The organism is Saccharothrix sp. DSM 118769, from assembly GCF_052936295.1.
The window spans coordinates 2,583,798-2,602,567 of record NZ_CP193627.1; the positions used below are offsets into that span (position 1 = coordinate 2,583,798).

An 18,770-nucleotide genomic window follows, 5' to 3' on the forward strand; every position below is an offset into this window, starting at 1 on the left:
ACCCGCCGGCCTCGACGAGGAGGAGCCATGCGCGTGGGTGGTCCCGCCGGTCCCGCACACCCGGGCACGACCACCGGTGGCGCACCTCCCGCACTCCCCGCCGGTCGAGGCGCACGTCGACAGGAACACGTTCTTCAGCCGCCACCCCTGTAGGTCGCACCCTTGGAGGGCTGAATGCACATCCACCGACACAGGTCCCGATCAGCGGTCGCGGTGGCGGTCGCGGCGCTCGTCGCCGGAGGCGGCGGGGCGGTCGCGGCACAGGCCGCCGCCGCGGCGGGCTGCTCCGTCACCTACGCGGTCGCGTCGCAGTGGCAGGGCGGCTTCACCGCGAACGTGAACGTCACCAACCTGGGCGACCCGATCAGCTCCTGGACGCTCACCTGGAGCTTCGCCGCCGGCCAGCGGGTCACCCAGGCGTGGAACGCGACGGCGTCGCAGAGCGGCGCCGACGTCAGCGCCCGCAACGCCTCGCACAACGGCGGCCTCGCGACCGGCGCCACCGCGACGTTCGGGTTCAACGGTTCGTGGAGCGGGAGCAACCCCGCGCCGGGCGGTTTCAGCCTCAACGGCACCGCCTGCACCGGCGCGCCCACCTCGACGTCCACACCCACCTCGACGTCCACGCAGACCTCCACGTCCACGCCGACGTCCACCTCGACGTCGACCCCGCCGACCGGCAACCCGCCGGCCGACAACCCGGACTGGGGCAGGGCGCTGCCGCCGGCGACCGCCCCGACGAGCATGGCCTACGACCTGGTGGCGTCCGGGACGGGCTACGCCCCGCGCGCCGCCGAGTGCTCCCGCGAGGTGCACGCGCGGTACTGGGCGTACGGGCCGGACGGCAAGGTCTACCCGACGTGGCACCCGCCGCGCGACCCGAGCGGCTGCGCGTTCGGGCACGAGCACGGTGACGACCCGCGCACCTCGGACCTGTTCGCCACCTCGAAGTGGGCGCCCTTCGGCTACACCAGCGAGGTGATGATGACCGCCAACCCCGGCGGCGCGCACCGGCACGAGGACCACGTGGGGCACAAGGTCCTCGCGGTGAACAACTCCAACGTCGTCCAGGGCGACAACGGCACCAGCTTCTTCCCGCCGCAGGGCGCCACCATCGCCGTGTGCGACGTCCTGCTGAAGTTCCACCAGGGCACCCACTCGACGGACGCGTTCACCAACAACGCCCACGAGCTGATCTACCACAACCGCTGCTCGCACAACGACAACGGCCAGGTCAGCGAGGCCCGGTTCACCGCGTTGATCCCGAGTGGACGGCCCGGCGGCTTCAGCGCCACCGACTGCCCGGGGCCGAACTTCACCGGCCGCTTCACCTCGGTCGGCCCGGCCGTGCCCGCGGACTCGCCGTCCGACACCCGCTCGTTGGGTCGGCTCATCACCGCCGCGGACTGCGTCCAGGCGATCCGGGAGGGCAAGACGCACTACGAGGTCATCCAGGGCAAGGAGGTGCCGTTCGACACGAACGACCTCCACGAGTTCTGGTTCTCCGACGTGTCGGTCAGCACCTCGCAGCTGTCCTTCTCGATCACGCCGCTGTTCTACGTGCTCAACCCGAGCCGCTACTACGACACCGCCGCGCCGAACAGGCTCGCCCGCCAGGTGGACCTGTGCTACGACGGCATCCGCGGCGACTACTGCGACCAGGTCCGCCGGACCACCCAGCAGACCGGGCAGCGGGTGGCGTGGGACGACCCGCGCTCGCCGTTCAAGGGCACGCTGCGCGAGTTCCGGCCGGGCGGGTTCACCGTGCGCAACAGCGGACCCGCCACCGTCCACACCGACGTGTACGGGCGCAACGCGTCCACCACGCCGTTCACCGGGTCGATCCGGCAGCACTTCTCGGGCAACCACGCCCCGGTGCAGATGTTCGTCCGGGGCGCCACGCGGGACTACGCCGCCAACGCCGCGGACCAGATCCACTCGCCGAACTGACCCGCTCGCCGAGCTGGTCCGCCCGCCGGACCGGTCGGCTACCCCCACCGCCGGCCCGCGCCGGCGGTGGGGGATCACCCGGCGGGGCGGGCGGCGTCCGCGAAGCGGCGGGCCAGGCGGGCGAAGGCGTCCCGCAGCTCGGCCGGGCCGACGACCTCGACGTCGGCGTCGAACCGGCCGACGGAGGCCGCCAGGGCGGTCCACGACCACGAGCCCAGCACGAGCCGGCAGCGGTCCGGGCCGAGGGCCTCGACCAGGCCGTCGCCCGCGTGGCGGGACACCTCCCCGGCGGGCCGGTCCAGCACCACCTCGCCGACGCACGGCCAGTCACCGGTGCCGGTGGCTCCCCGGAACCGGTCGGCCACGAAGGCGGCCACGTCCCCGCCGGGCAGCTCGCGCGGGGTGAAGCGGGGACCGGTGGGGGTGCGCGGGCTGATCCGGTCCACGCGGAAGGTGCGCCAGTCGTCGCGGTCGAGGTCCCAGGCGACGAGGTACCAGCGCCCGTTGCGGGTGACGAGGTGGTGCGGCTGCACCCGGCGCGGCGGAGCCCCGTCCGCTCCCGTGCCGTAGTCGAAGCGCAGCACCTCGCGGGCGTGCGCGGCCGTGCCGACCGCCGCGAGCACGCCGCTGTCGACCGCCGGGGCCGCCCGCTCGGCGGTGGTGACCCGGAGGGTGTCGACGCGGTGGCGCAGCCGCGCGGGCAGGACCTGCCGGACGGTGGTCAGCGCGCGTGCCGCGGCCTCCTCGATGCCGGCGCCGGCGGTGGTCGCGATCCGCAGCGCGACGGTGAGGGCGACGGCCTGCTCGTCGTCGAACAGCAGCGGCGGCAGGTCCGCGCCCGCGCCGAGCCGGTACCCGCCCTCCGGGCCCTTGGTGGCCAGCACGGGGTAGCCCAGCCCGCGCAGGCGGTCGACGTCGCGGCGCACGGTGCGCGGGCTGACGTCCAGCCGTTCGGCGAGCAGCGCGCCCGGCCAGTCCCGGCGCACCTGGAGCAGCGAGAGCAGCGCCAGCAGCCGCGCCGAGGTTGTCCGCACGACCTCGATCGTGCCACGAGAAGAGGCCGGTAGCTGACCGCTTCCCCTGCGATGGTCGTCGTGTGCCGGACAACGACGACCCGAAGGACCCGACCACCGTGACCACCAGCACCACCACCACTCCCACCACCGCTCCCGCCGCTCCCGTCCTCGACGCCGAGCGGGCCGACCTGCTCTCCGCGCTCGCCGCCGCGCGGGCCGCCCTGGTCCAGACGACCAGCGGGCTCGACGACGAGCAGGCCGGCGTGCGCCCCACCGTCAGCGAGCTGTGCCTGGGCGGGCTCGTCAAGCACGTCGCCGCCATGGAGGAGGCGTGGGCGCGCTTCGTCGTCGAGGGGCCGTCGGCGATGCGCTACGACCTGCCCGAGGGCGTCACCTGGGCCGACCTCGCGGCGGGCACCGCGCGCGAGTTCCCGCAGTGGGCGATCGACCACCGGCAGGACTTCCGGGTGCTGCCCGGTGAGACCCTGGCCGGGATCGTCGAGCGCTACGAGCGGGTCGCCGCCCGCACCGAGGAGGTCGTCGCCGCGGTGCCCGACCTGTCGGCGACGCACCCGCTGCCCGAGGCCCCGTGGCACGAGCCGGGGGCGGTGCGCAGCGTGCGCCGGGTGCTGGCGCACCTCATCGCCGAGACCGCCCAGCACGCCGGGCACGCGGACGTCCTGCGCGAGTCGCTCGACGGCCGGACCTCGTCCTGACCGCCGGGGCCGGGCCGACCGCCCGGCCCCGCACCCCGCCCGGCCCCGCACCCACCCGGAGGGACCCCACCGTGCCGACCGTCCTGGACACCCGGGCGCTCAACCGCGCGACGCTCGCCCGGCAACTGCTGCTCGACCGCGCCGACGTGCCGGTCCTCGACGCCGTCGCGCACCTGTGCGGGATGCAGGCGCAGGAACCGCAGGAACCGTTCACCGGGCTGTGGTCGAGGCTGCGCGGGTTCACCCCGGCTGGGCTGTCGGACCTGCTGACCGGGCGGCGGGTGGTGCGCACCCACCTGATGCGCCGCACCGTCCACCTCGTCACCGCCGAGGACGCCCTGGCCTGGCGGGCCCGCCACGACGCGATGCTGCGCGGGCGGGTGCTCGCGACCTACCGCCGCGAGCTGGCCGGGATCGACCTCGACGAGCTGGCGGCGGCGGGGCGTGCCGTGATGGCCGACGGCGAGCCGCGCACGATGGCCGAGCTGGTGCGGGCGCTGTCCGACCGGTGGCCGACCCCGCCGCCGCGGGCGCTGGGGGAGCTGCTGGTCGCGGCGCTCCTGCCGGTGGCGCAGCTCCCGCCGCGCGGGCTGTGGCGCACGAAGGCGGGGGTGCGCAACGCCCTGCTGCCCGGGTGGCTGGGCCGGGAGGTCGACCCGCCGGCCCCCGACCCGGCCGATCCGGTCGGCCAGGAGCTGGTGCGGCGCTACCTGGCCGCGTTCGGCCCGGCCGCGACCGCCGACCTGCGCGCCTGGAGCGGCCTGACCGGGTTGCCCGCCGCCGTGGCGGCGGTGCGCGGCGAGCTGGTGTCCTTCCGCGACGAACGCGGCCGGGAGCTGCTGGACCTCCCCGACGCCCCGCGCCCCGACCCCGGCACGCCCGCGCCCGTGCGCTTCCTGCCCGCGTTCGACAACGCGATCCTCGGCTACCACGACCGCGGCCGGATCGTCGACGACGCCCACCGCGGCCTGTCCGTCGCCGGCGAACGCGCGGTCCTGGTCGACGGCCGGGTCGCGGCGACGTGGACCACCGAGGCCGGGGCGGTGGTCGTCACGCCGCTGCGCCGCCTCTCCCGGACCGACCGCGCCGCCGTGGTCGAGGAGGGGCGGGAACTCGCGCGGTTCCTGTCCGACGGCGACGACGACCGGGCGCGGATCGTCGGGTGACGGATTTGTTCACGAGTGTGATCGGGGACCGCTGATTCTGTTCACGAATATGATCGGCACATTGATCGGGAGCCGGGTCGGCGAACAACGGGAACGTGCTGACCTCACCGTTCGACAGAATTCGACGCCCGCTGCCGGTTAGTCGCGGGAACCGTTATTGACCTGGTCCTTTCCCGCCGTCTAACATCCGTCGTGAGGGTGGTTCACACCTTCTTCGCACAGCGGTAATCATGTTGTGGCGACGCCCTGCCGGGTGGTCGCCTTTCTTTGTCGTGCGTGAACGGGGTCAGTCGGCACCCACCGGAAAACCGGGTGCTGGCGACCGGGGAAGTCAGAAGCGGAGTTGTGATGAGAACACCGGATCAACCTTCGACGACGCGGGTTGTGCGGCCGGGCGGCACCCAGTGGCGCCTGAGCCTGGTGGCCGCCGCGGGCGCCGCGGCGTTGGCCGCGGCCCTCGTCGCGTGGCCGAGCGCCGCACCCGCCCAGGCGGCGGTCGGCGCGGGGACCTACGCGGTGAACAACGCGGCGAGCGGGCACTGCCTCGACGTGCCCGGCGCGAGCGCGGCCGCGGGCGTGCAACTCCAGCAGGCGGCGTGCACCGGCGGCACGAGCCAGCGGTGGACGCTGACGGCGGTCAGCGGCGGCTACCGGATCACCTCGGCCGCCAGCGGGCTGTGCGTCGGCGTGCGGGACGCGTCGACGTCGGCGGGCAAGGTGATCGAGCAGGCGGCGTGCACCGGCGGCGCGGGCCAGACCTGGTCGTTGACCCAGAGCGGCAGCAACTACCGCGTGGTCGACACCAACGGCGGCAAGTGCATGAACCTCAAGGACAACTCCACCGCCTCCGGCGCCCTGGTGCAGACCAACTCCTGCGACAGCGCGGCGTCCAAGCAGTGGGTGTTCAACCCGACGAGCGGTGGCCCGACCAGCACCACCACCAGCACCGGCACGACGACCAGCACGACCACCACGACGACGGGTCCGACGACCACGACGTCGCAGCAGCCGGGCGGCGGTGACGGCAGCGGCCCGTGGCCGAGCGACACGGGCAGCGTGCACCAGACGACGACGAAGAACGCGGGAACGTTCTTCGACGGCGGCCTGAAGCGCTACTACGGCATCGGCGACGGCGGTCAGGGCGAGGGCCAGGACCCGATGTTCACCGTGGCCGACGGCGGCACCATCCAGAACGTGATCATCGACGCCCCGGCCGGCGACGGCATCCACTGCGAGGGGTCCTGCACGATCCGCAACGTGTGGTGGAACGACGTGGGCGAGGACGCGGCCACGTTCAAGTCGCCCAGCTCCTCGGCCCGCTACCTGGTCGACGGCGGCGGCGCGAAGTCCGGCACGGACAAGGTGTTCCAGCACAACGGCGCGGGCACCCTGACCATCCGCAACTTCCAGGTGCACAACTCGGGCAAGCTGTACCGGGCGTGCGGCAACTGCGCCACCTCCTACCAGCGGCACGTGGTGATGGACGGCATCACCGCGCGCTCCACCAAGGTGCTCGCCGGGATCAACACCAACTGGGGCGACACCGCGCGCTTCAGCCGGATCACCGTCTACGGCACCACGTCGATCTGCGACAAGTACAAGGGCGTGCCCAAGGGCAGCGAGCCCACCAAGATCGGCTCCGGGGCGGACGGCGTGAACTGCCTGTACTCGCCCTCCGACATCACCCAGCGGTAGCACTCCCGGACGACCGGGCGGCAGCCGTCGCGAACGCGCGGGGCCGCCGGTGACCTGATCGGGTCACCGGCGGCCCCGCGCCCGTTCAGGCGCCCACGTAGGCCGCGAGGTGCTCGCCGGTGAGGGTGGAGCGGGCGGCGACGAGGTCCGCGGGCGTGCCCTCGAAGACGACCCGGCCGCCGTCGTGGCCCGCGCCCGGACCGAGGTCGATGATCCAGTCGGCGTGCGCCATGACCGCCTGGTGGTGCTCGACCACGATGACCGACTTGCCGGAGTCGACCAGCCGGTCGAGCAGGCCCAGCAGCTGCTCGACGTCGGCCAGGTGCAGGCCGGCGGTCGGCTCGTCGAGGACGTAGACGCCGCCCTTCTCGCCCATGTGGGTGGCCAGCTTGAGCCGCTGCCGCTCGCCGCCGGACAGCGTGGTCAGCGGCTGGCCGAGGCTGAGGTAGCCGAGGCCGACGTCGACCAGGCGGGTGAGGACGGCGTGCGCGGCCGGCGTGCGGGCCTCCCCGTCGCCGAAGAACCCGGCGGCCTCGGTCACCGACATCGCGAGCACCTCGCTGATGTCGCGCCCGCCGAGGCGGTGCTCCAGCACGGAGGCGTCGAACCGCTTGCCCCCGCACTCCTCGCAGGTGGTGGCGACACCGGCCATCATCCCCAGGTCGGTGTAGACGACACCGGCCCCGTTGCAGGCCGGGCACGCGCCCTCGGAGTTGGCGCTGAACAGCGCCGGCTTCACGCCGTTGGCCTTGGCGAACGCCTTGCGGATCGGGTCGAGCAGCCCCGTGTACGTCGCCGGGTTGCTCCGCCGCGACCCGCGGATCGCGCCCTGGTCGACCGACACCACGCCCGCGCCGGCCGGGATCGAGCCGTGCACCAGCGAGCTCTTGCCGGAGCCCGCGACACCGGTGACGACGACGAGCACGCCGAGCGGCACGTCGACGTCCACGTCCCGCAGGTTGTGCGCGGACGCGCCGCGGACCTCCAGCTTCCCGGTGGGCGTGCGCACCCCCTGCTTGAGGGAGGCCCGGTCGTCGAAGTGGCGGCCGGTGGTGGTGCCGCTCGACCGCAGCCCCTCGACGGTGCCCTCGTAGCAGACCTCGCCGCCCGCCGTGCCCGCGCCGGGGCCGAGGTCCACGACGTGGTCGGCGATCGCGATCGTCTCCGGCTTGTGCTCCACGACGAGCACCGTGTTCCCCTTGTCCCGCAACCGCAGCAGCAGGTCGTTCATCCGCCGGATGTCGTGCGGGTGCAGGCCGACGGTGGGCTCGTCGAACACGTAGGTGACGTCGGTGAGCGAGGAGCCGAGGTGGCGGACCATCTTGACCCGCTGCGCCTCGCCGCCCGACAGCGTCCCCGACGGGCGGTCGAGCGAGAGGTAGCCCAGGCCGATCTCGGCGAACGAGTCCAGCGTGCGGCCCAGCGTGGTGAGCAGCGGCGCCACCGACGGCTCGTCCAGCCCGCGGACCCACTCGGCCAGGTCGCTGATCTGCATCGCGCAGGCGTCGGCGATGCTGATCCCGGCGACCTTGGACGACCTCGCGCCCTCGGTGAGCCGGGTGCCGTCGCACCCGGGGCAGGTGGCGAAGGTGACCGCGCGGTCCACGAACGCCCGGACGTGCGGCTGCATCGCCTCCTTGTCCTTGGCCAGGAACGACTTCTGGATCTTCGGGATCAACCCCTCGTAGGTGAGGTTGACGCCCTCGACCTTCACCTTGGTCGGCTCCCGGTGCAGGAAGTCCCGCATCTCCTTCTTCGTGAACTCCCGGATCGGCTTGTGCGGGTCCAGGAAACCGGACTCGGCGTAGACGCGGACCGTCCAGAAGTTGTCGGACTTCCAGCCGGGGATGGTGAACGCGCCCTCGGCGATCGACTTGGAGTCGTCGTAGAGCTGGCTGAGGTCGATGTCGGACACCGAGCCCCGGCCCTCGCAGCGCGGGCACATGCCGCCGGTGACGCTGAAGCTGCGCCGCTCCTTCGTCTTCTGCCCGCCGCGCTCCACGGTCACCGCGCCCGCGCCGCTGATCGAGGCGACGTTGAAGGAGAACGCCTGCGGCGAGCCGATGTGCGGCTGCCCGAGCCGGCTGAACAGGATGCGCAGCATCGCGTTCGCGTCGGTGACGGTGCCGACCGTGGAGCGCGGGTCCGCGCCCAGCCGCTGCTGGTCCACGATGATCGCGGTCGTCAGCCCGTCGAGCACGTCCACGTCCGGTCGGGCCAGGGTCGGCATGAACCCCTGCACGAAGGCGCTGTAGGTCTCGTTGATCATCCGCTGGGACTCCGCGGCGATCGTGCTGAACACCAGGGAGCTCTTGCCCGAGCCGGAGACGCCGGTGAACACCGTCAGGCGGCGCTTCGGGATCTCGACGCTGACGTCCTTGAGGTTGTTCACGCGCGCGCCGTGCACGCGGATCAGGTCGTGGCTGTCGGCGGCGTGCGGGGTGCCCCGCCGCGTGTCCGCCGCCCTGGTGGCCGTGCTCATCGCGTCTCCTCGGGTCGGGCGGTTCTCAGCGGAGTTCCTTGATGCGGACGAGGTTGCCCGCCGGGTCGCGGAAGGCGCAGTCGCGCACGCCGTACGGCTGCTCGGTCGGCTCCTGGACGACCTCGCCCCCGCCGGCCCGGACCCGCTCGAAGGCGGCGTCGAGGTCCGTCGCGGCCAGGTTGACGGCGGCGTAGGTGCCCTTGGCCATCATCTCGGTGATGGTGCGGCGCTCGTCCTCGGTGACGCCGGGGTCGGCGGCCGGCGGGTGCAGCACGATGGACGTGCCGGGCTGGCCCACCGGGCCGACGGTGATCCAGTGCATCCCGTTGTAGCCGACGTCGTTGCGGACCTCGAAGCCGAGGGCGTCGCGGTAGAAGGCCAGGGCGGCGGCCGGGTCGTCCTGCGGGAGGAAGGTCTCGTGGATGGTGATGTCCATGTCGATCACGCTAGTTCCGGCGCGGTGGCCGGCGCTTCTCGATTCCTGACCGGTCTGGTGACCTGCTTGGCGACGCAGGAGGGCATCCCGGCGGTGGCCCGCGCCGCCTCGCGCCGGTAGGCGCTGGGCGACATGCCGACCAGTTCGGTGAAGCGGGTGCTGAACGTGCCCAGCGAGGAGCAGCCGACCGCGAAGCACACCTCGGTGACGCCGAGGTCGCCGCGGCGCAGCAGCGCCATCGCCCGCTCGACGCGCCGCGTCATCAGGTAGCTGTACGGCGACTCGCCGTAGGCGCGCCGGAACTCCCGGCTCAGGTGCCCGGCCGACATGTTCGCGCCGCGGGCCAGCGCCTCGACGTTCAGCGGCTGCGCGTACTCCCGGTCGATCCGGTCGCGGACGCGGCGCAACCGCACGAGGTCGCGCAGGTGGGCGGCGGCGGCTGTGCTCGTCACCGCGCGATCGTACGTCGGACGGGGGTGGTGGCCCCACCCCCGTTCCTGGTGCGCGCCCCATCGTGCGAGTCCTCGCGGCGGCCTAGTTTTCGAGTCCTGCTGAGATCTTGGGGGATCGGTGATGGCGTTGTTCTCGGGCGTGGACGTGCCGCGCACGCGGTTGTCGCACGGGGTGGTGTGGGTGTCGGTCGCGGTGGCGGCGGTGCTGGTCGCCCTCGCCGGCGGCTACGGCTACCACGGTGACGAGCTGTACTTCCTCGCCGCCGGGCGGCACCTCGCCTGGGGCTACCCGGACCAGCCGCCGCTGACGCCGTTCCTGGCCCGGCTGGCGGACTCGGTCGCGCCGGACTCCCTGGTGGCGCTGCGGGCGCCGGCCGCGCTGGCCGCCGGGGCGACGGTGCTGTTCGTCGGGCTGACCGCCCGGGAGATGGGCGGCGGCGCGCGGGCGCAGATCCTCGCGGTCCTCGCCGCCGCCGTGTCCGGGCCGGTGCTGGTGCCCGGCCACATGCTGCACACCACCACGATCGACATCTGCCTGTCCGCCGCGCTCGCCTGGCTGGCCGTGCGCGTGGTGCGGACCGGTGACCGGCGGCTGCTGCTCGTCGCCGGCGCGGTGCTCGGGGTGGGCCTGCTGAACAAGTACCAGGTCGCGGTGGTGGCGGCCGGCATGGTGGTCGGGTTGGCGCTGGTCGGGCCGCGCGCGGTGCTGCGCGGGCCGTGGCTGCCCGCCGGGGCGCTGCTGGCGCTGCTGGTGTGGTCGCCGAACCTGCTGTGGCAGTTCGAGCACGGGTGGCCGCAGCTGGAGATGGCGGGCGTCATCAGCGAGAACGGCGGCAACGGCGTGCGGCTGGCGTTCCTGCCCGCGCAGCTGCTCTACGTCGGTCCGCTGCTCGTGCCGCTGTGGGTCGCGGGCCTGGTGCGGCTGCTGCGCTCGCCCGACGCCCGGCCGTTCCGGTTCCTGGGCGTGGCGTGGCTGCTGCTGGTCGTGGTGTTCGTCGCCGCCGCCGGGTCGCCGATGTACCTGTTCGGGGCCTACCCGGCCCTGCTCGCCGCGGGTGGTCTCGCGGTCGACGGCTGGCTGCGGCGCGGGGCCGACAAGAACGGGGCCGACAAGGGTGGGGCCGACAAGAACGGCGCCGGCAAGAAGGGGCTCGGTGCGCGCAAGGTCGTGGTGGGCGTGGCGGGCGTCGCGTCGGCCGCGTTCATCGTGCCGCTCGCGCTCCCGGTGGTGCCGGTGGACCGGCTGTCGGCCATCCCCGTCACCGAGCTGAACGGGCTCACCGCCGAGCAGTTCGGCTGGCCCGAGCTGGCCCGGACCGTCGCCGGGGTCCACCGGGCGCTGCCCGACCGCGAGCGCACCGCGGTGGTGACCGAGAACTTCGGCGAGGCCGCGGCCCTGGAGCGCTACGGCCGCGACCTGGGCCTGCCGGCGGTGCACAGCGGCTACCGGGGCTACGGCGACTGGGGCCACCCGCCGGACACCGCGACCTCGGCGCTGCTCGTCCGGCCGGGGAACCGGCCCGGCCCGCCCGAGTGGGCACCCGACGCCTGCCGCGCGCTCCGCGAGGTCGCCGCGACGGACAACGAGCAGGGCGTCGACAACAAGGAGCGCGGCGGCCGGGTGTGGCTGTGCGAGGGGCTCGTGGAGCCGTGGGCCGACCTCTGGCCCCGCATCCGGCACCTGCGGTGAGCCGGTGGTCGTGAGCGGGTTTCGCCTCCGGGTGCGCGGGTATGCCGTGGCCATGGGTGCTGACGACAAGATCGACGCGAAGGTCGACGAGCTCAAGGGCAAGGGCAAGGAAGCGCTCGGCGACGCCACCGACGACCAGGACCTGGAGGCCGAGGGCAAGGGCGACCAGGCGAAGGGCAACCTGAAGCAGGCGGGCGAGAAGGTCAAGGACGCCTTCAAGGGCTGATCCGACCTGTCGACGGGGCCCGGGGCGATCGACGCCCCGGGCCCCGTCGCGCGTTCCCGGCGGCCGGAAAACGGTGTGCCCCGCCGTCACCGGCCGTGCCACGCTCCACCGATCGACAGGGGGTGGGGGATGAAGCTGGGTGAGGCGCTCGCCGCACGCGCCGACGCTGCGCGACGGGACGATCACCGACGCCCTGGCCCGCCGCGACGCGCTGCGCCTGCGCCACGGGCTCGTCACCGGCGCGGCGGACGCGGCCACCGGCCGCAACCAACCCGGCATGGCCCGCCGGCTCCGCTCCGAGCTGCTGCACCTCTCCGCCCTGCCGGTGGCGGGGCTGCGCGCGGAGGCCGACCGGCCGGCCCGGGAGCTCCGCGAGGTCGACAACGACGTCCAGCAGGCGAACTGGCAGGTGGACCTGCTGGACTGAACGGGAGGCGACGGGAGCGGGTAGTCGCCCGGGGGGGGGGGGCGAGCGCACACCGAGGGCCGGCGGTCATCCGGCTCCCTGATAGCGCGGGGGGCAGCGCTCGGGGTTCGACTCCCCGGACCACAACGCAGCCCAGGACACCTCACAGGTGACCGCGCACGCCGAGCACCGCACCACCACGCGCTGATCCCGGACGACGAGGGCGGGCAAGGGGTTTTCCATCGCCGAGGGGCCCGACGCGCACACCGCGCGTCGGGCCCTCACCGTCACGCGCCGGTTCCCCGGTCGTGCCCGCCGGCCGCGGGGTCGGCGCCGGCCCGCCGCCACCGCACCGGGCTCATCCCGTGCACCCTGCCGAAGGTCCGGGCGAAGTAGCCGGCGTCGGGGAAGCCCACCTGCCTGCCGACCTCGCTGATCGTGAGCCGGGTCGTGGCCAGCAGCCGCCGTGCCTGCACCATGCGCCGCTCGGTGATCCACTCCTGCACGGTGCGGCCGGAACGCCGCCGCACGGTCGTGGTCAGGTGGCCGGGGGAGATGTTGACCGCGGCGGCCACGTCGCGCAGCGACAGCGGGTGCGGGTAGCGCCGCTCGATGACCTCGAACACGCGGGCCAGCAGCGGTTCGCTGTTCTCGCGCAGGTCGCCCACCACGTCGGCGGCCAGCCGGGAGACCCCGACCAGCAGCAGCACCAGGTGGGCGGCCACGGCCTCGCGGTAGCCGTCCCGGCGCTGCGCCAGCTCGTCGTGCAGGGCCCGGACGCGCCCGGCCCACTCGGCCCGGTCCGGCTCGGGCACCCGCAGGCGCAGCGCGCCGACCGCCCCGCCGCGCACGAACGGGAACAGCAGCGGGTGGGTGCGCCACGCCAGGTGCGCGCCGGGCACGTCCGGGCCGAGCGCGTCGGCGGTGAAGAACACGCCCCAGCCCCGGCTGCCGGCCAGGTCGGCGGTGTGGAGGCGGCCCACCACGTCGCCGGGCGCGATCACGAACAGGTCGCCCGCCTCGATCGACCACGTCCGCCGGCCGGTGGGCAGCCGCCCGCCGGTGGTCTCGAAGTAGGCCAGGCCGGGGAAGTCGTGGGCGTGCTCCTCGAACGGCCCGTCGCCGGACCGCCAGTCGTGCTCCAGCCGCCACGTGGTCACCGGCAGCTCGCCGGGCGCGGGCAGCATCGAGTAGGTCGCCGGGCGGTCCCCGCCCGGTGAGGTCCGCACGGTCCGCACCGTCGGATCGTCCCACCGGAACCGCAGATCGGTACAGATTTCGGGTGATCCCGGCGGTCACGATGGGGGCATGACCGAAAGAACGTCCCAGCCGCCCGCCGAGCGGGACTACGTCCCCGGCCTGGGCAAGCACTACCTGCTGCCGCTCTACGACGTGGTGCACCACGTCTTCGGGCTGCGCCCGGTGCACCAGGCGATGATCACGCTCGCCGGGCTGCGCGACGGGCACCGGGTGCTCGACGTCGGCTGCGGCACGGGCAACCTGCTGCGCTCGATCGGCGAGCGGCACCCCCGCGTCGAACTCGTCGGGCTGGACCCCGACCCGAAGGCGCTGGCCCGCGCCGGGCGCAAGATCCGCCGCGCCGGCCTCGCCGTGCGGCTGGACCGGGGGTTCGCCCAGGAGCTGCCCCACCCGGACGGCTCGTTCGACCGCGTCTTCTCCAGCCTGATGCTGCACCACCTCGACACCGCCTCGAAGGACGCCCTGCTCGCCGAGGTGCGCCGGGTGCTGCGCCCGGACGGCGTGCTGGTCCTGGCCGACGCCACGCTCGACGAGCACGGGCGGGGGCACGGGCACGGACCGGGACGCGGGCACGGCCGCGGTCAGCGCGCCCGGGTGCGCGAGCAGCTGCGGGACAACGTCGGCGACGCCGTGTCCCGGCGCGTCGCCGCGGCCGGTTTCACCGCGGAGCCCACCAGGACGATGGCGCTGCGCGTCGGCGGGAAGGTCGCCGTCGAGGTGGCCCGCCCGCAGGCCGCGGCCCGGGAGTAGCGCCGCGGCGTCCGGCGCGGGCCGCGATCCCGGGGGCCGCCGGCCTCACGGGTCGGTGACCCCGGGGCGAACCCGGTCAGCTCCTCCTGGCTGAGGCCGGCGGCGTCGGGCACCGTGACGCTGGGGCTGCCGTGCCCGGGCAGCGGCACCCGCAGGGTCCTCGTGCCCCGGGGTCCCGACGAGCCGGCCCGTGCGGTCGCCGACCGGGACCGGGGTGCCCAGCTCGCCGACCCCGGTGGCGACCCGGCTGACGCCGACCCGGCGGGCGGGGCCGCCGGTCTCCGGAGCGGCGAACGTGACGAACTCGTCCCCCGGTCCGGGGATCGAGGTGACGACGCGCGTCCCCGCCGGCACCCGGGCGAACCCCAGCGGCGCGGGGATGGGCCGGGGGGTGGGCGGCAGCCGCTGGGCGCAGGCGACGTCCTCGGCCTCGGGCAGGGTGCGCGACCGCACCACGACCCACTCGCCGGTGCCCCCCGCCGGACCACCTCGACCCCGTCCCCGTCCGTCGTCCGGAGGACCTCGGCGGTGGTGCCCCGCACCGGGGCGGTGGTCCGGCCGACCACCGTGCCGCCGGGCATGGCCGGGTGGTCGAGGACGTCGGGCCGGTCACCTCGGTCGCCTGCCGGGGAACGGGTCCCGGCCGCACGGCGAGGGGCACGCCGACGCCCAGCGCGACCACGGCCGCGGCGACCCGGCGGGTGCGGCGTTCGCGGCGCACGCGGCCGATCAGCTCGTCCGCCCGGTCAGGTACCGGGGGACCGGACCGCGAGGTGCTCGCGGAGGGCGGCGGCGGTGCGCTCGGCCTCCTCCGGGGTGGTCCGCTGCGGCGCGTCGAGGAAGGCGGTGCCGCGCAGCGGGTGGCTCGCCGGGCGGGGGTAGAGCCAGGCGTGGAAGTGCGGGACGCGGTCGCGGGTGGAGACCACGTGGACGCGTTCGGCGTCGGTGACCGCGCGCAGGGCCGTGTCGAGGCGGGTCAGCAGCGGGCCGAAGGACCCCGACTCGGCGGGGGTCATCTCGGCGAAGTCGGTGAAGTGCCGCCGGGAGGTGACGCGCAGGGCGCCGGTCATCGCGGTGTCGGCCGGGCCGTGGGCGACCAGCCAGTGCTCGTCGTCGTGCACCCGGCCGCGGGGGTCGGGTCCGGCGGGGTCGCAGTAGGGGCAGTCGGGCACGGCGGTCCTCCCGGGGTCAGGGGGTGTGCGCGATCGCCGCGAAGCGGTCGACGCGGTGGGCGAGCCGGGCGAGGACGTCCTCGAAGAACTCGTCGGTGTCCACCGGGCCGGGGTCGGGGACCGACCAGTGGACGTGCCGGTCGGCGGGGCCCATCTCCTCGAACGCGCCGTCGCACACGGCGACCACCAGGTCGTCGGGCTCCACGACGTCGCGCACGTGGGCGGTGGTCCGCCGTTCCAGCACCAGGCCGTGCCGCTCGGCGGTGGCCGCGGCGCGCGGGTTGATCCCCCGGCCCGGGTGGGTGCCGGCGGAGGTGACCGGGATGGTGCTGCGGGTGCTCCACAGGGCGGCGGCCAGGGGGGAGCGCGCGCCGTTGCGGGTGCAGACGAACACCACGCGCGGCGCGGTCACGCTCGGCGTCGTGTGCAGGCCGGTGAGCGGTTCGGGGGTGAGCCGCACGTAGGCGCGCCGGCCGTCCGCGTGGGACTTCGTGCGCTCTACCAGGCCCACCTCGCGCAGCACCTTGAGGTGGTGGGCGAGCAGGTTGGACGTGAGGCCGAACCGGTCGCCCAGTTCGCCCGGCGACCGGTCGCCGACCGCGAGCAGGTCGACGATGCCGAGCCGCACGGGGTCGGACAGGGCGTGGTGCACCGCCGCCCGAGTCCGAAGATTTGTGTCGAGTTCCATTGAGGCAATCCTCGTTGAGGTGCTTAGCTGCCAGCAAGACCGTCCACACCATGGAACACGGGAGGCACCCGAAGCCACCCCCCAGTCCCACCCCGGGTCGGCGAGCGGCCGACGCGGCGGTGGCGCACGGCCCCGCGCGCCCACTGCGATTTCCCCCGGAAAACGCAGCGCACCCGCATGTGGAAAATCAATTTAGTTCTTTTTCCGACGGGTCATCCGGAGCAGTTCGAGTTACGTCCTCCTGTCGATTCCGAATCCGGCCCGGGTGCGTACTTTCAATTCGGTCGAACAGTTCCGCCCTCGGGAATTGGGGGAATCCGTGACCACGAGAGAAGCGATCGGCACGACCGGCGCCGCGCTGTCGCAGCGGTGGGCGCAGTCGTCCGTCCTGACCAAGCTGTACTGGCTGCTGCGCGTCGGCGTCGCCGTGGAGTACCTCGGCCACGGCTGGGCCGGGTTGAGCCGATCACGGGCCTGGCTGCCCTACTACGACCTGTTCGGCATCTCCCCCGACGTCGCCGTCGGCTGGCTGATGTACGTCACGGGCGCGATCGACATCACCGTCGGGCTGCTCGTGCTGTTCTTCCCGCTGCGCGTCGTGCTGCTGCACGCCACGGTGTGGGGCGTGTTCACCGCCCTGCTCCGGCCCGCGGTGGGCGAGGGCTGGTGGGAGTTCCTGGAGCGCGGCGGCAACTACGGCATGCCCCTGGCCCTGCTGGTCCTGGTCGGCGGCGGCGGGTGGTCCCTGCGCCGCTGGTTCACCCCGGGCACCCTGCCCGAGCACGTCACCGACCGCGCCCTGGTCGGGGCGCACTGGGCCGCCCGGGGCGGGTTGGCGCTGCTGCTGATCGGGCACGGCGGGTTCGCCCTGTTCGAGAACAAGGCGTACTTCTACAAGTACTTCGCCTTCTTCGGCGTCGAGCGCGCCACCGTCGACTCGGCGAACCTGATGGTGTGGTTCGGCGCGTTCGAGATCCTGCTCGGCCTCGCCGTGCTGGTCCGCCCGGCGGCGCCGCTGCTGTGGTTCGTGCTGGGCTGGAAGCTGGTCACCGAACTGCTCCGGCCCCTGGTGGGCCAGGAGTGGTTCCAGTTCGTCGAGCGCGACGGCGACTACGTGCTGCCGGTCGCGCTGGTCATCGGTGCGGGCCTGTACGCGGCGGCCCGGCACCGGCTGCGCACCCGATCCACCACCGCCTAGAGGGGACGATCCCGTTGCGCCGTCTGCTCCTGCTCGCCACGACCCTGCTGCCCGCGACCCTGCTCCTCGCGACGCCGGCCACCGCCGCGGCCGGCGCCGCGACCGGGCGACCGGTCGAACTCGGCACGATCCCGATCGGGGCCAACTCCCGGACGGTCGTGTTCACCCCCGACCAACGGCTGGCCTACGTCGCCAACGGCGGCTCCGACACCGTGTCGGTGGTCGACCCCGTCCGCCGGGCCGAGGTCGCCACCATCCCGGTGGGCGACTTCCCCTACGGCATCGCCTTCGACCGGCCCGGCCGGTACGCCTACGTCTCCAACCGCGACGCCGACACCGTGTCGGTGATCGACACCGCCCGCCGGGCCGTGGTGAAGACCATCCCGGTCGGCGACGCGCCCCGCCTGGCCGCGCTCAGGCCGGACGGCCGCGAGGTCTACGTCAGCAGCACCGGTTCCGACGCGGTGACCGTGATCGACACCCGCACCCAGGCCGTCACCCGCACCATCCCGGTGGGCGACGCGCCGCGCGGCGTGCAGTTCACCGCCGGGGGCCGGTACGCCTGGGTGGCCAACTCCGACGCCGACACCGTCTCGGTCGTCGACACCGCCACCTACACCGCCGTCGCCACCATCCCGGTCGGCGACGAACCGCGCGGCGTGCTCATCACCCCCGACAACCGCACCGCCTACATCAGCAACACCATCGCCGGCACCGTCTCGGTCGTCGACGTCCGCACCCGGGAGGTCACCGCCACCATCACCGTGGGCAGCAAGCCGCGCGGCATCACCCTGGCCGCGGGCGGGCGGATCGCGTACGTGGTCAACGCCGGCACCGGCCCCGACGACACCGGCACCGTCGTCACCTTCGACACCCGCACTAACGAGGTGCTCGGCGAGGTCGCCGTGGGCCTGGACGCGCACTGGTCCGCACCCGGTCCCGGTCACCGCTACGTCCTGGTCACCAATTCCGGTTCGGGCACCCTTTCCGTCATCACCCTCGCCCGCCGCTGAACGCCCCGTCGGGTCGACCACCGCGGTGGTCGACCCGACGTCCGGAATGAGGTGAGCGGTATTTTCCGGTGTCCCCGGATCGCTTTCCCGTCGAATTGCCCGCCACGGGCCGGTGCATTTCTTCGACGCCGAACCGCGAGTCCGGTCCCGGCGCGGACCGCGGTGCTCGGGGCGTCCGCGGTGGCGCGGACCGCGCACTGGGGCGAACGGGGGCCGCCGTGCCCCCCGTTGCCCGGCGCGAACCGGGCCGGTCGGCCGGTTTGCGCAACGTCCACTCGAATGGCGGATGCCGGCGGTACCCGTTGATCCCGACACTCACTGTTCTGGGAGCGCTCCCAGAACAGTGAAGGGGTCCCGGCCCACGGGCCGGGACCACGCACGTCCACGTCGTCGATCAACGAAGATTTGGCGGTTCACATGCTGCACTCTTCCGGGAGCGCTCCCAGCGAGTTCC

18 protein-coding genes are annotated in these 18,770 nt (G+C 74.1%); 10 read left to right on the forward strand and 8 right to left on the reverse strand.

The window, feature by feature from the left end:
• The first annotated feature begins 174 nt into the window (after positions 1-174).
• A complete protein-coding gene (locus tag ACRAKJ_RS11995) occupies positions 175-1,950 on the forward strand; it encodes a cellulose-binding domain-containing protein (RefSeq protein ID WP_438923609.1) in 1,776 nt (591 codons plus the stop codon).
• Between the two features lie 74 nt (positions 1,951-2,024).
• Here the strand turns inward: ACRAKJ_RS11995 and ACRAKJ_RS12000 are convergent, their stop codons facing one another.
• Positions 2,025-2,984: a WYL domain-containing protein gene (locus ACRAKJ_RS12000; RefSeq protein ID WP_438923610.1), complete on the reverse strand. Its 960-nt coding sequence runs from the start codon at positions 2,982-2,984 to the stop codon at positions 2,025-2,027.
• A 98-nt stretch (positions 2,985-3,082) separates the two neighbouring features.
• Between ACRAKJ_RS12000 and ACRAKJ_RS12005 the strand changes: the two genes are divergently transcribed.
• The 3 genes from ACRAKJ_RS12005 to ACRAKJ_RS12015 all read left to right on the forward strand — a co-directional run bounded on the left by ACRAKJ_RS12005 (position 3,083) and on the right by ACRAKJ_RS12015 (position 6,543).
• On the forward strand, positions 3,083-3,682 hold the full coding sequence (locus tag ACRAKJ_RS12005; protein ID WP_438923615.1) for a DinB family protein: 600 nt from the start codon (positions 3,083-3,085) through the stop codon (positions 3,680-3,682).
• A 71-nt stretch (positions 3,683-3,753) separates the two neighbouring features.
• Positions 3,754-4,848, forward strand: a complete 1,095-nt coding sequence (locus ACRAKJ_RS12010) for a DNA glycosylase AlkZ-like family protein (RefSeq protein WP_438923611.1) — start codon at positions 3,754-3,756, stop codon at positions 4,846-4,848.
• Positions 4,849-5,196: 348 nt separating this feature from the next.
• Positions 5,197-6,543, forward strand: a complete 1,347-nt coding sequence (locus ACRAKJ_RS12015) for a pectate lyase (RefSeq protein WP_438923612.1) — start codon at positions 5,197-5,199, stop codon at positions 6,541-6,543.
• Positions 6,544-6,628: 85 nt separating this feature from the next.
• Here the strand turns inward: ACRAKJ_RS12015 and ACRAKJ_RS12020 are convergent, their stop codons facing one another.
• Genes ACRAKJ_RS12020 through ACRAKJ_RS12030 form a run of 3 tightly spaced genes read right to left on the reverse strand, consistent with a single transcriptional unit; the run spans position 6,629 to position 9,913 of the window.
• On the reverse strand, positions 6,629-9,025 hold the full coding sequence (locus ACRAKJ_RS12020) for an ATP-binding cassette domain-containing protein (RefSeq protein ID WP_447008933.1): 2,397 nt from the start codon (positions 9,023-9,025) through the stop codon (positions 6,629-6,631).
• A gap of 25 nt (positions 9,026-9,050) precedes the next feature.
• Entirely contained in the window at positions 9,051-9,461 is a 411-nt protein-coding gene (locus ACRAKJ_RS12025; RefSeq protein ID WP_438926933.1) for a VOC family protein, read from the reverse strand.
• Between the two features lie 5 nt (positions 9,462-9,466).
• Positions 9,467-9,913 carry a helix-turn-helix domain-containing protein gene (locus ACRAKJ_RS12030; RefSeq protein ID WP_438926932.1) on the reverse strand — a complete coding sequence of 149 codons (447 nt, stop codon included), beginning with the start codon at positions 9,911-9,913 and terminating at the stop codon, positions 9,467-9,469.
• A gap of 121 nt (positions 9,914-10,034) precedes the next feature.
• Here ACRAKJ_RS12030 and ACRAKJ_RS12035 point away from each other — a divergent pair, with 121 nt between their 5' ends.
• The 3 genes from ACRAKJ_RS12035 (at position 10,035) to ACRAKJ_RS12045 (ending at position 12,256) form a co-directional block, all read left to right on the forward strand.
• Positions 10,035-11,603 (forward strand): glycosyltransferase family 39 protein, encoded by a 1,569-nt coding sequence (locus tag ACRAKJ_RS12035; protein WP_438926931.1) that lies wholly within the window; start codon positions 10,035-10,037, stop codon positions 11,601-11,603.
• A 52-nt stretch (positions 11,604-11,655) separates the two neighbouring features.
• Positions 11,656-11,829 carry a CsbD family protein gene (locus ACRAKJ_RS12040; RefSeq protein WP_447008934.1) on the forward strand — a complete coding sequence of 58 codons (174 nt, stop codon included), beginning with the start codon at positions 11,656-11,658 and terminating at the stop codon, positions 11,827-11,829.
• Positions 11,830-11,968: 139 nt separating this feature from the next.
• Positions 11,969-12,256, forward strand: a complete 288-nt coding sequence (locus ACRAKJ_RS12045) for a DIP1984 family protein (protein ID WP_438926868.1) — start codon at positions 11,969-11,971, stop codon at positions 12,254-12,256.
• Between the two features lie 266 nt (positions 12,257-12,522).
• On the opposite strand, the gene ACRAKJ_RS12050 is transcribed toward ACRAKJ_RS12045, so the two are convergent.
• Complete coding sequence (locus tag ACRAKJ_RS12050; RefSeq protein ID WP_438926869.1) at positions 12,523-13,464, reverse strand: helix-turn-helix domain-containing protein; 942 nt, start codon at positions 13,462-13,464, stop codon at positions 12,523-12,525.
• A 79-nt stretch (positions 13,465-13,543) separates the two neighbouring features.
• On the opposite strand from ACRAKJ_RS12050, the gene ACRAKJ_RS12055 reads away from it, so the two are divergent.
• Positions 13,544-14,245 carry a methyltransferase domain-containing protein gene (locus ACRAKJ_RS12055; RefSeq protein ID WP_438926870.1) on the forward strand — a complete coding sequence of 234 codons (702 nt, stop codon included), beginning with the start codon at positions 13,544-13,546 and terminating at the stop codon, positions 14,243-14,245.
• A 45-nt stretch (positions 14,246-14,290) separates the two neighbouring features.
• On the opposite strand, the gene ACRAKJ_RS12060 is transcribed toward ACRAKJ_RS12055, so the two are convergent.
• From ACRAKJ_RS12060 to ACRAKJ_RS12070, 3 genes are all read right to left on the reverse strand, one after another.
• Positions 14,291-14,701 (reverse strand): hypothetical protein, encoded by a 411-nt coding sequence (locus tag ACRAKJ_RS12060; protein ID WP_438926871.1) that lies wholly within the window; start codon positions 14,699-14,701, stop codon positions 14,291-14,293.
• A gap of 290 nt (positions 14,702-14,991) precedes the next feature.
• The gene (locus ACRAKJ_RS12065) at positions 14,992-15,417 is read right to left on the reverse strand and encodes an HIT family protein (protein ID WP_438926872.1); all 426 of its coding nucleotides are present in this window, start codon (positions 15,415-15,417) and stop codon (positions 14,992-14,994) included.
• A 16-nt stretch (positions 15,418-15,433) separates the two neighbouring features.
• Positions 15,434-16,105 carry a metalloregulator ArsR/SmtB family transcription factor gene (locus ACRAKJ_RS12070; RefSeq protein WP_438926873.1) on the reverse strand — a complete coding sequence of 224 codons (672 nt, stop codon included), beginning with the start codon at positions 16,103-16,105 and terminating at the stop codon, positions 15,434-15,436.
• 319 nt (positions 16,106-16,424) lie between these two features.
• On the opposite strand from ACRAKJ_RS12070, the gene ACRAKJ_RS12075 reads away from it, so the two are divergent.
• Entirely contained in the window at positions 16,425-17,303 is an 879-nt protein-coding gene (locus ACRAKJ_RS12075) for a hypothetical protein (protein WP_438926874.1), read from the forward strand.
• A 14-nt stretch (positions 17,304-17,317) separates the two neighbouring features.
• Positions 17,318-18,316 carry a YVTN family beta-propeller repeat protein gene (locus ACRAKJ_RS12080; RefSeq protein ID WP_447008935.1) on the forward strand — a complete coding sequence of 333 codons (999 nt, stop codon included), beginning with the start codon at positions 17,318-17,320 and terminating at the stop codon, positions 18,314-18,316.
• Positions 18,317-18,770 lie beyond the last annotated feature (454 nt).

Excerpts from the sequence above, each read along its gene's own strand:
- ACRAKJ_RS11995 (WP_438923609.1), top strand. The coding sequence starts at position 175 with ATGCACATCCACCGACACAGGTCCCGATCAGCGGTCGCGGTGGCGGTC.
- ACRAKJ_RS12015 (WP_438923612.1), top strand. The coding sequence starts at position 5,197 with ATGAGAACACCGGATCAACCTTCGACGACGCGGGTTGTGCGGCCGGGC.
- ACRAKJ_RS12020 (WP_447008933.1), bottom strand. The coding sequence starts at position 9,025 with ATGAGCACGGCCACCAGGGCGGCGGACACGCGGCGGGGCACCCCGCAC.
- ACRAKJ_RS12025 (WP_438926933.1), bottom strand. The coding sequence starts at position 9,461 with ATGGACATCACCATCCACGAGACCTTCCTCCCGCAGGACGACCCGGCC.
- ACRAKJ_RS12035 (WP_438926931.1), top strand. The coding sequence starts at position 10,035 with ATGGCGTTGTTCTCGGGCGTGGACGTGCCGCGCACGCGGTTGTCGCAC.
- ACRAKJ_RS12040 (WP_447008934.1), top strand. The coding sequence starts at position 11,656 with ATGGGTGCTGACGACAAGATCGACGCGAAGGTCGACGAGCTCAAGGGC.
- ACRAKJ_RS12055 (WP_438926870.1), top strand. The coding sequence starts at position 13,544 with ATGACCGAAAGAACGTCCCAGCCGCCCGCCGAGCGGGACTACGTCCCC.
- ACRAKJ_RS12070 (WP_438926873.1), bottom strand. The coding sequence starts at position 16,105 with ATGGAACTCGACACAAATCTTCGGACTCGGGCGGCGGTGCACCACGCC.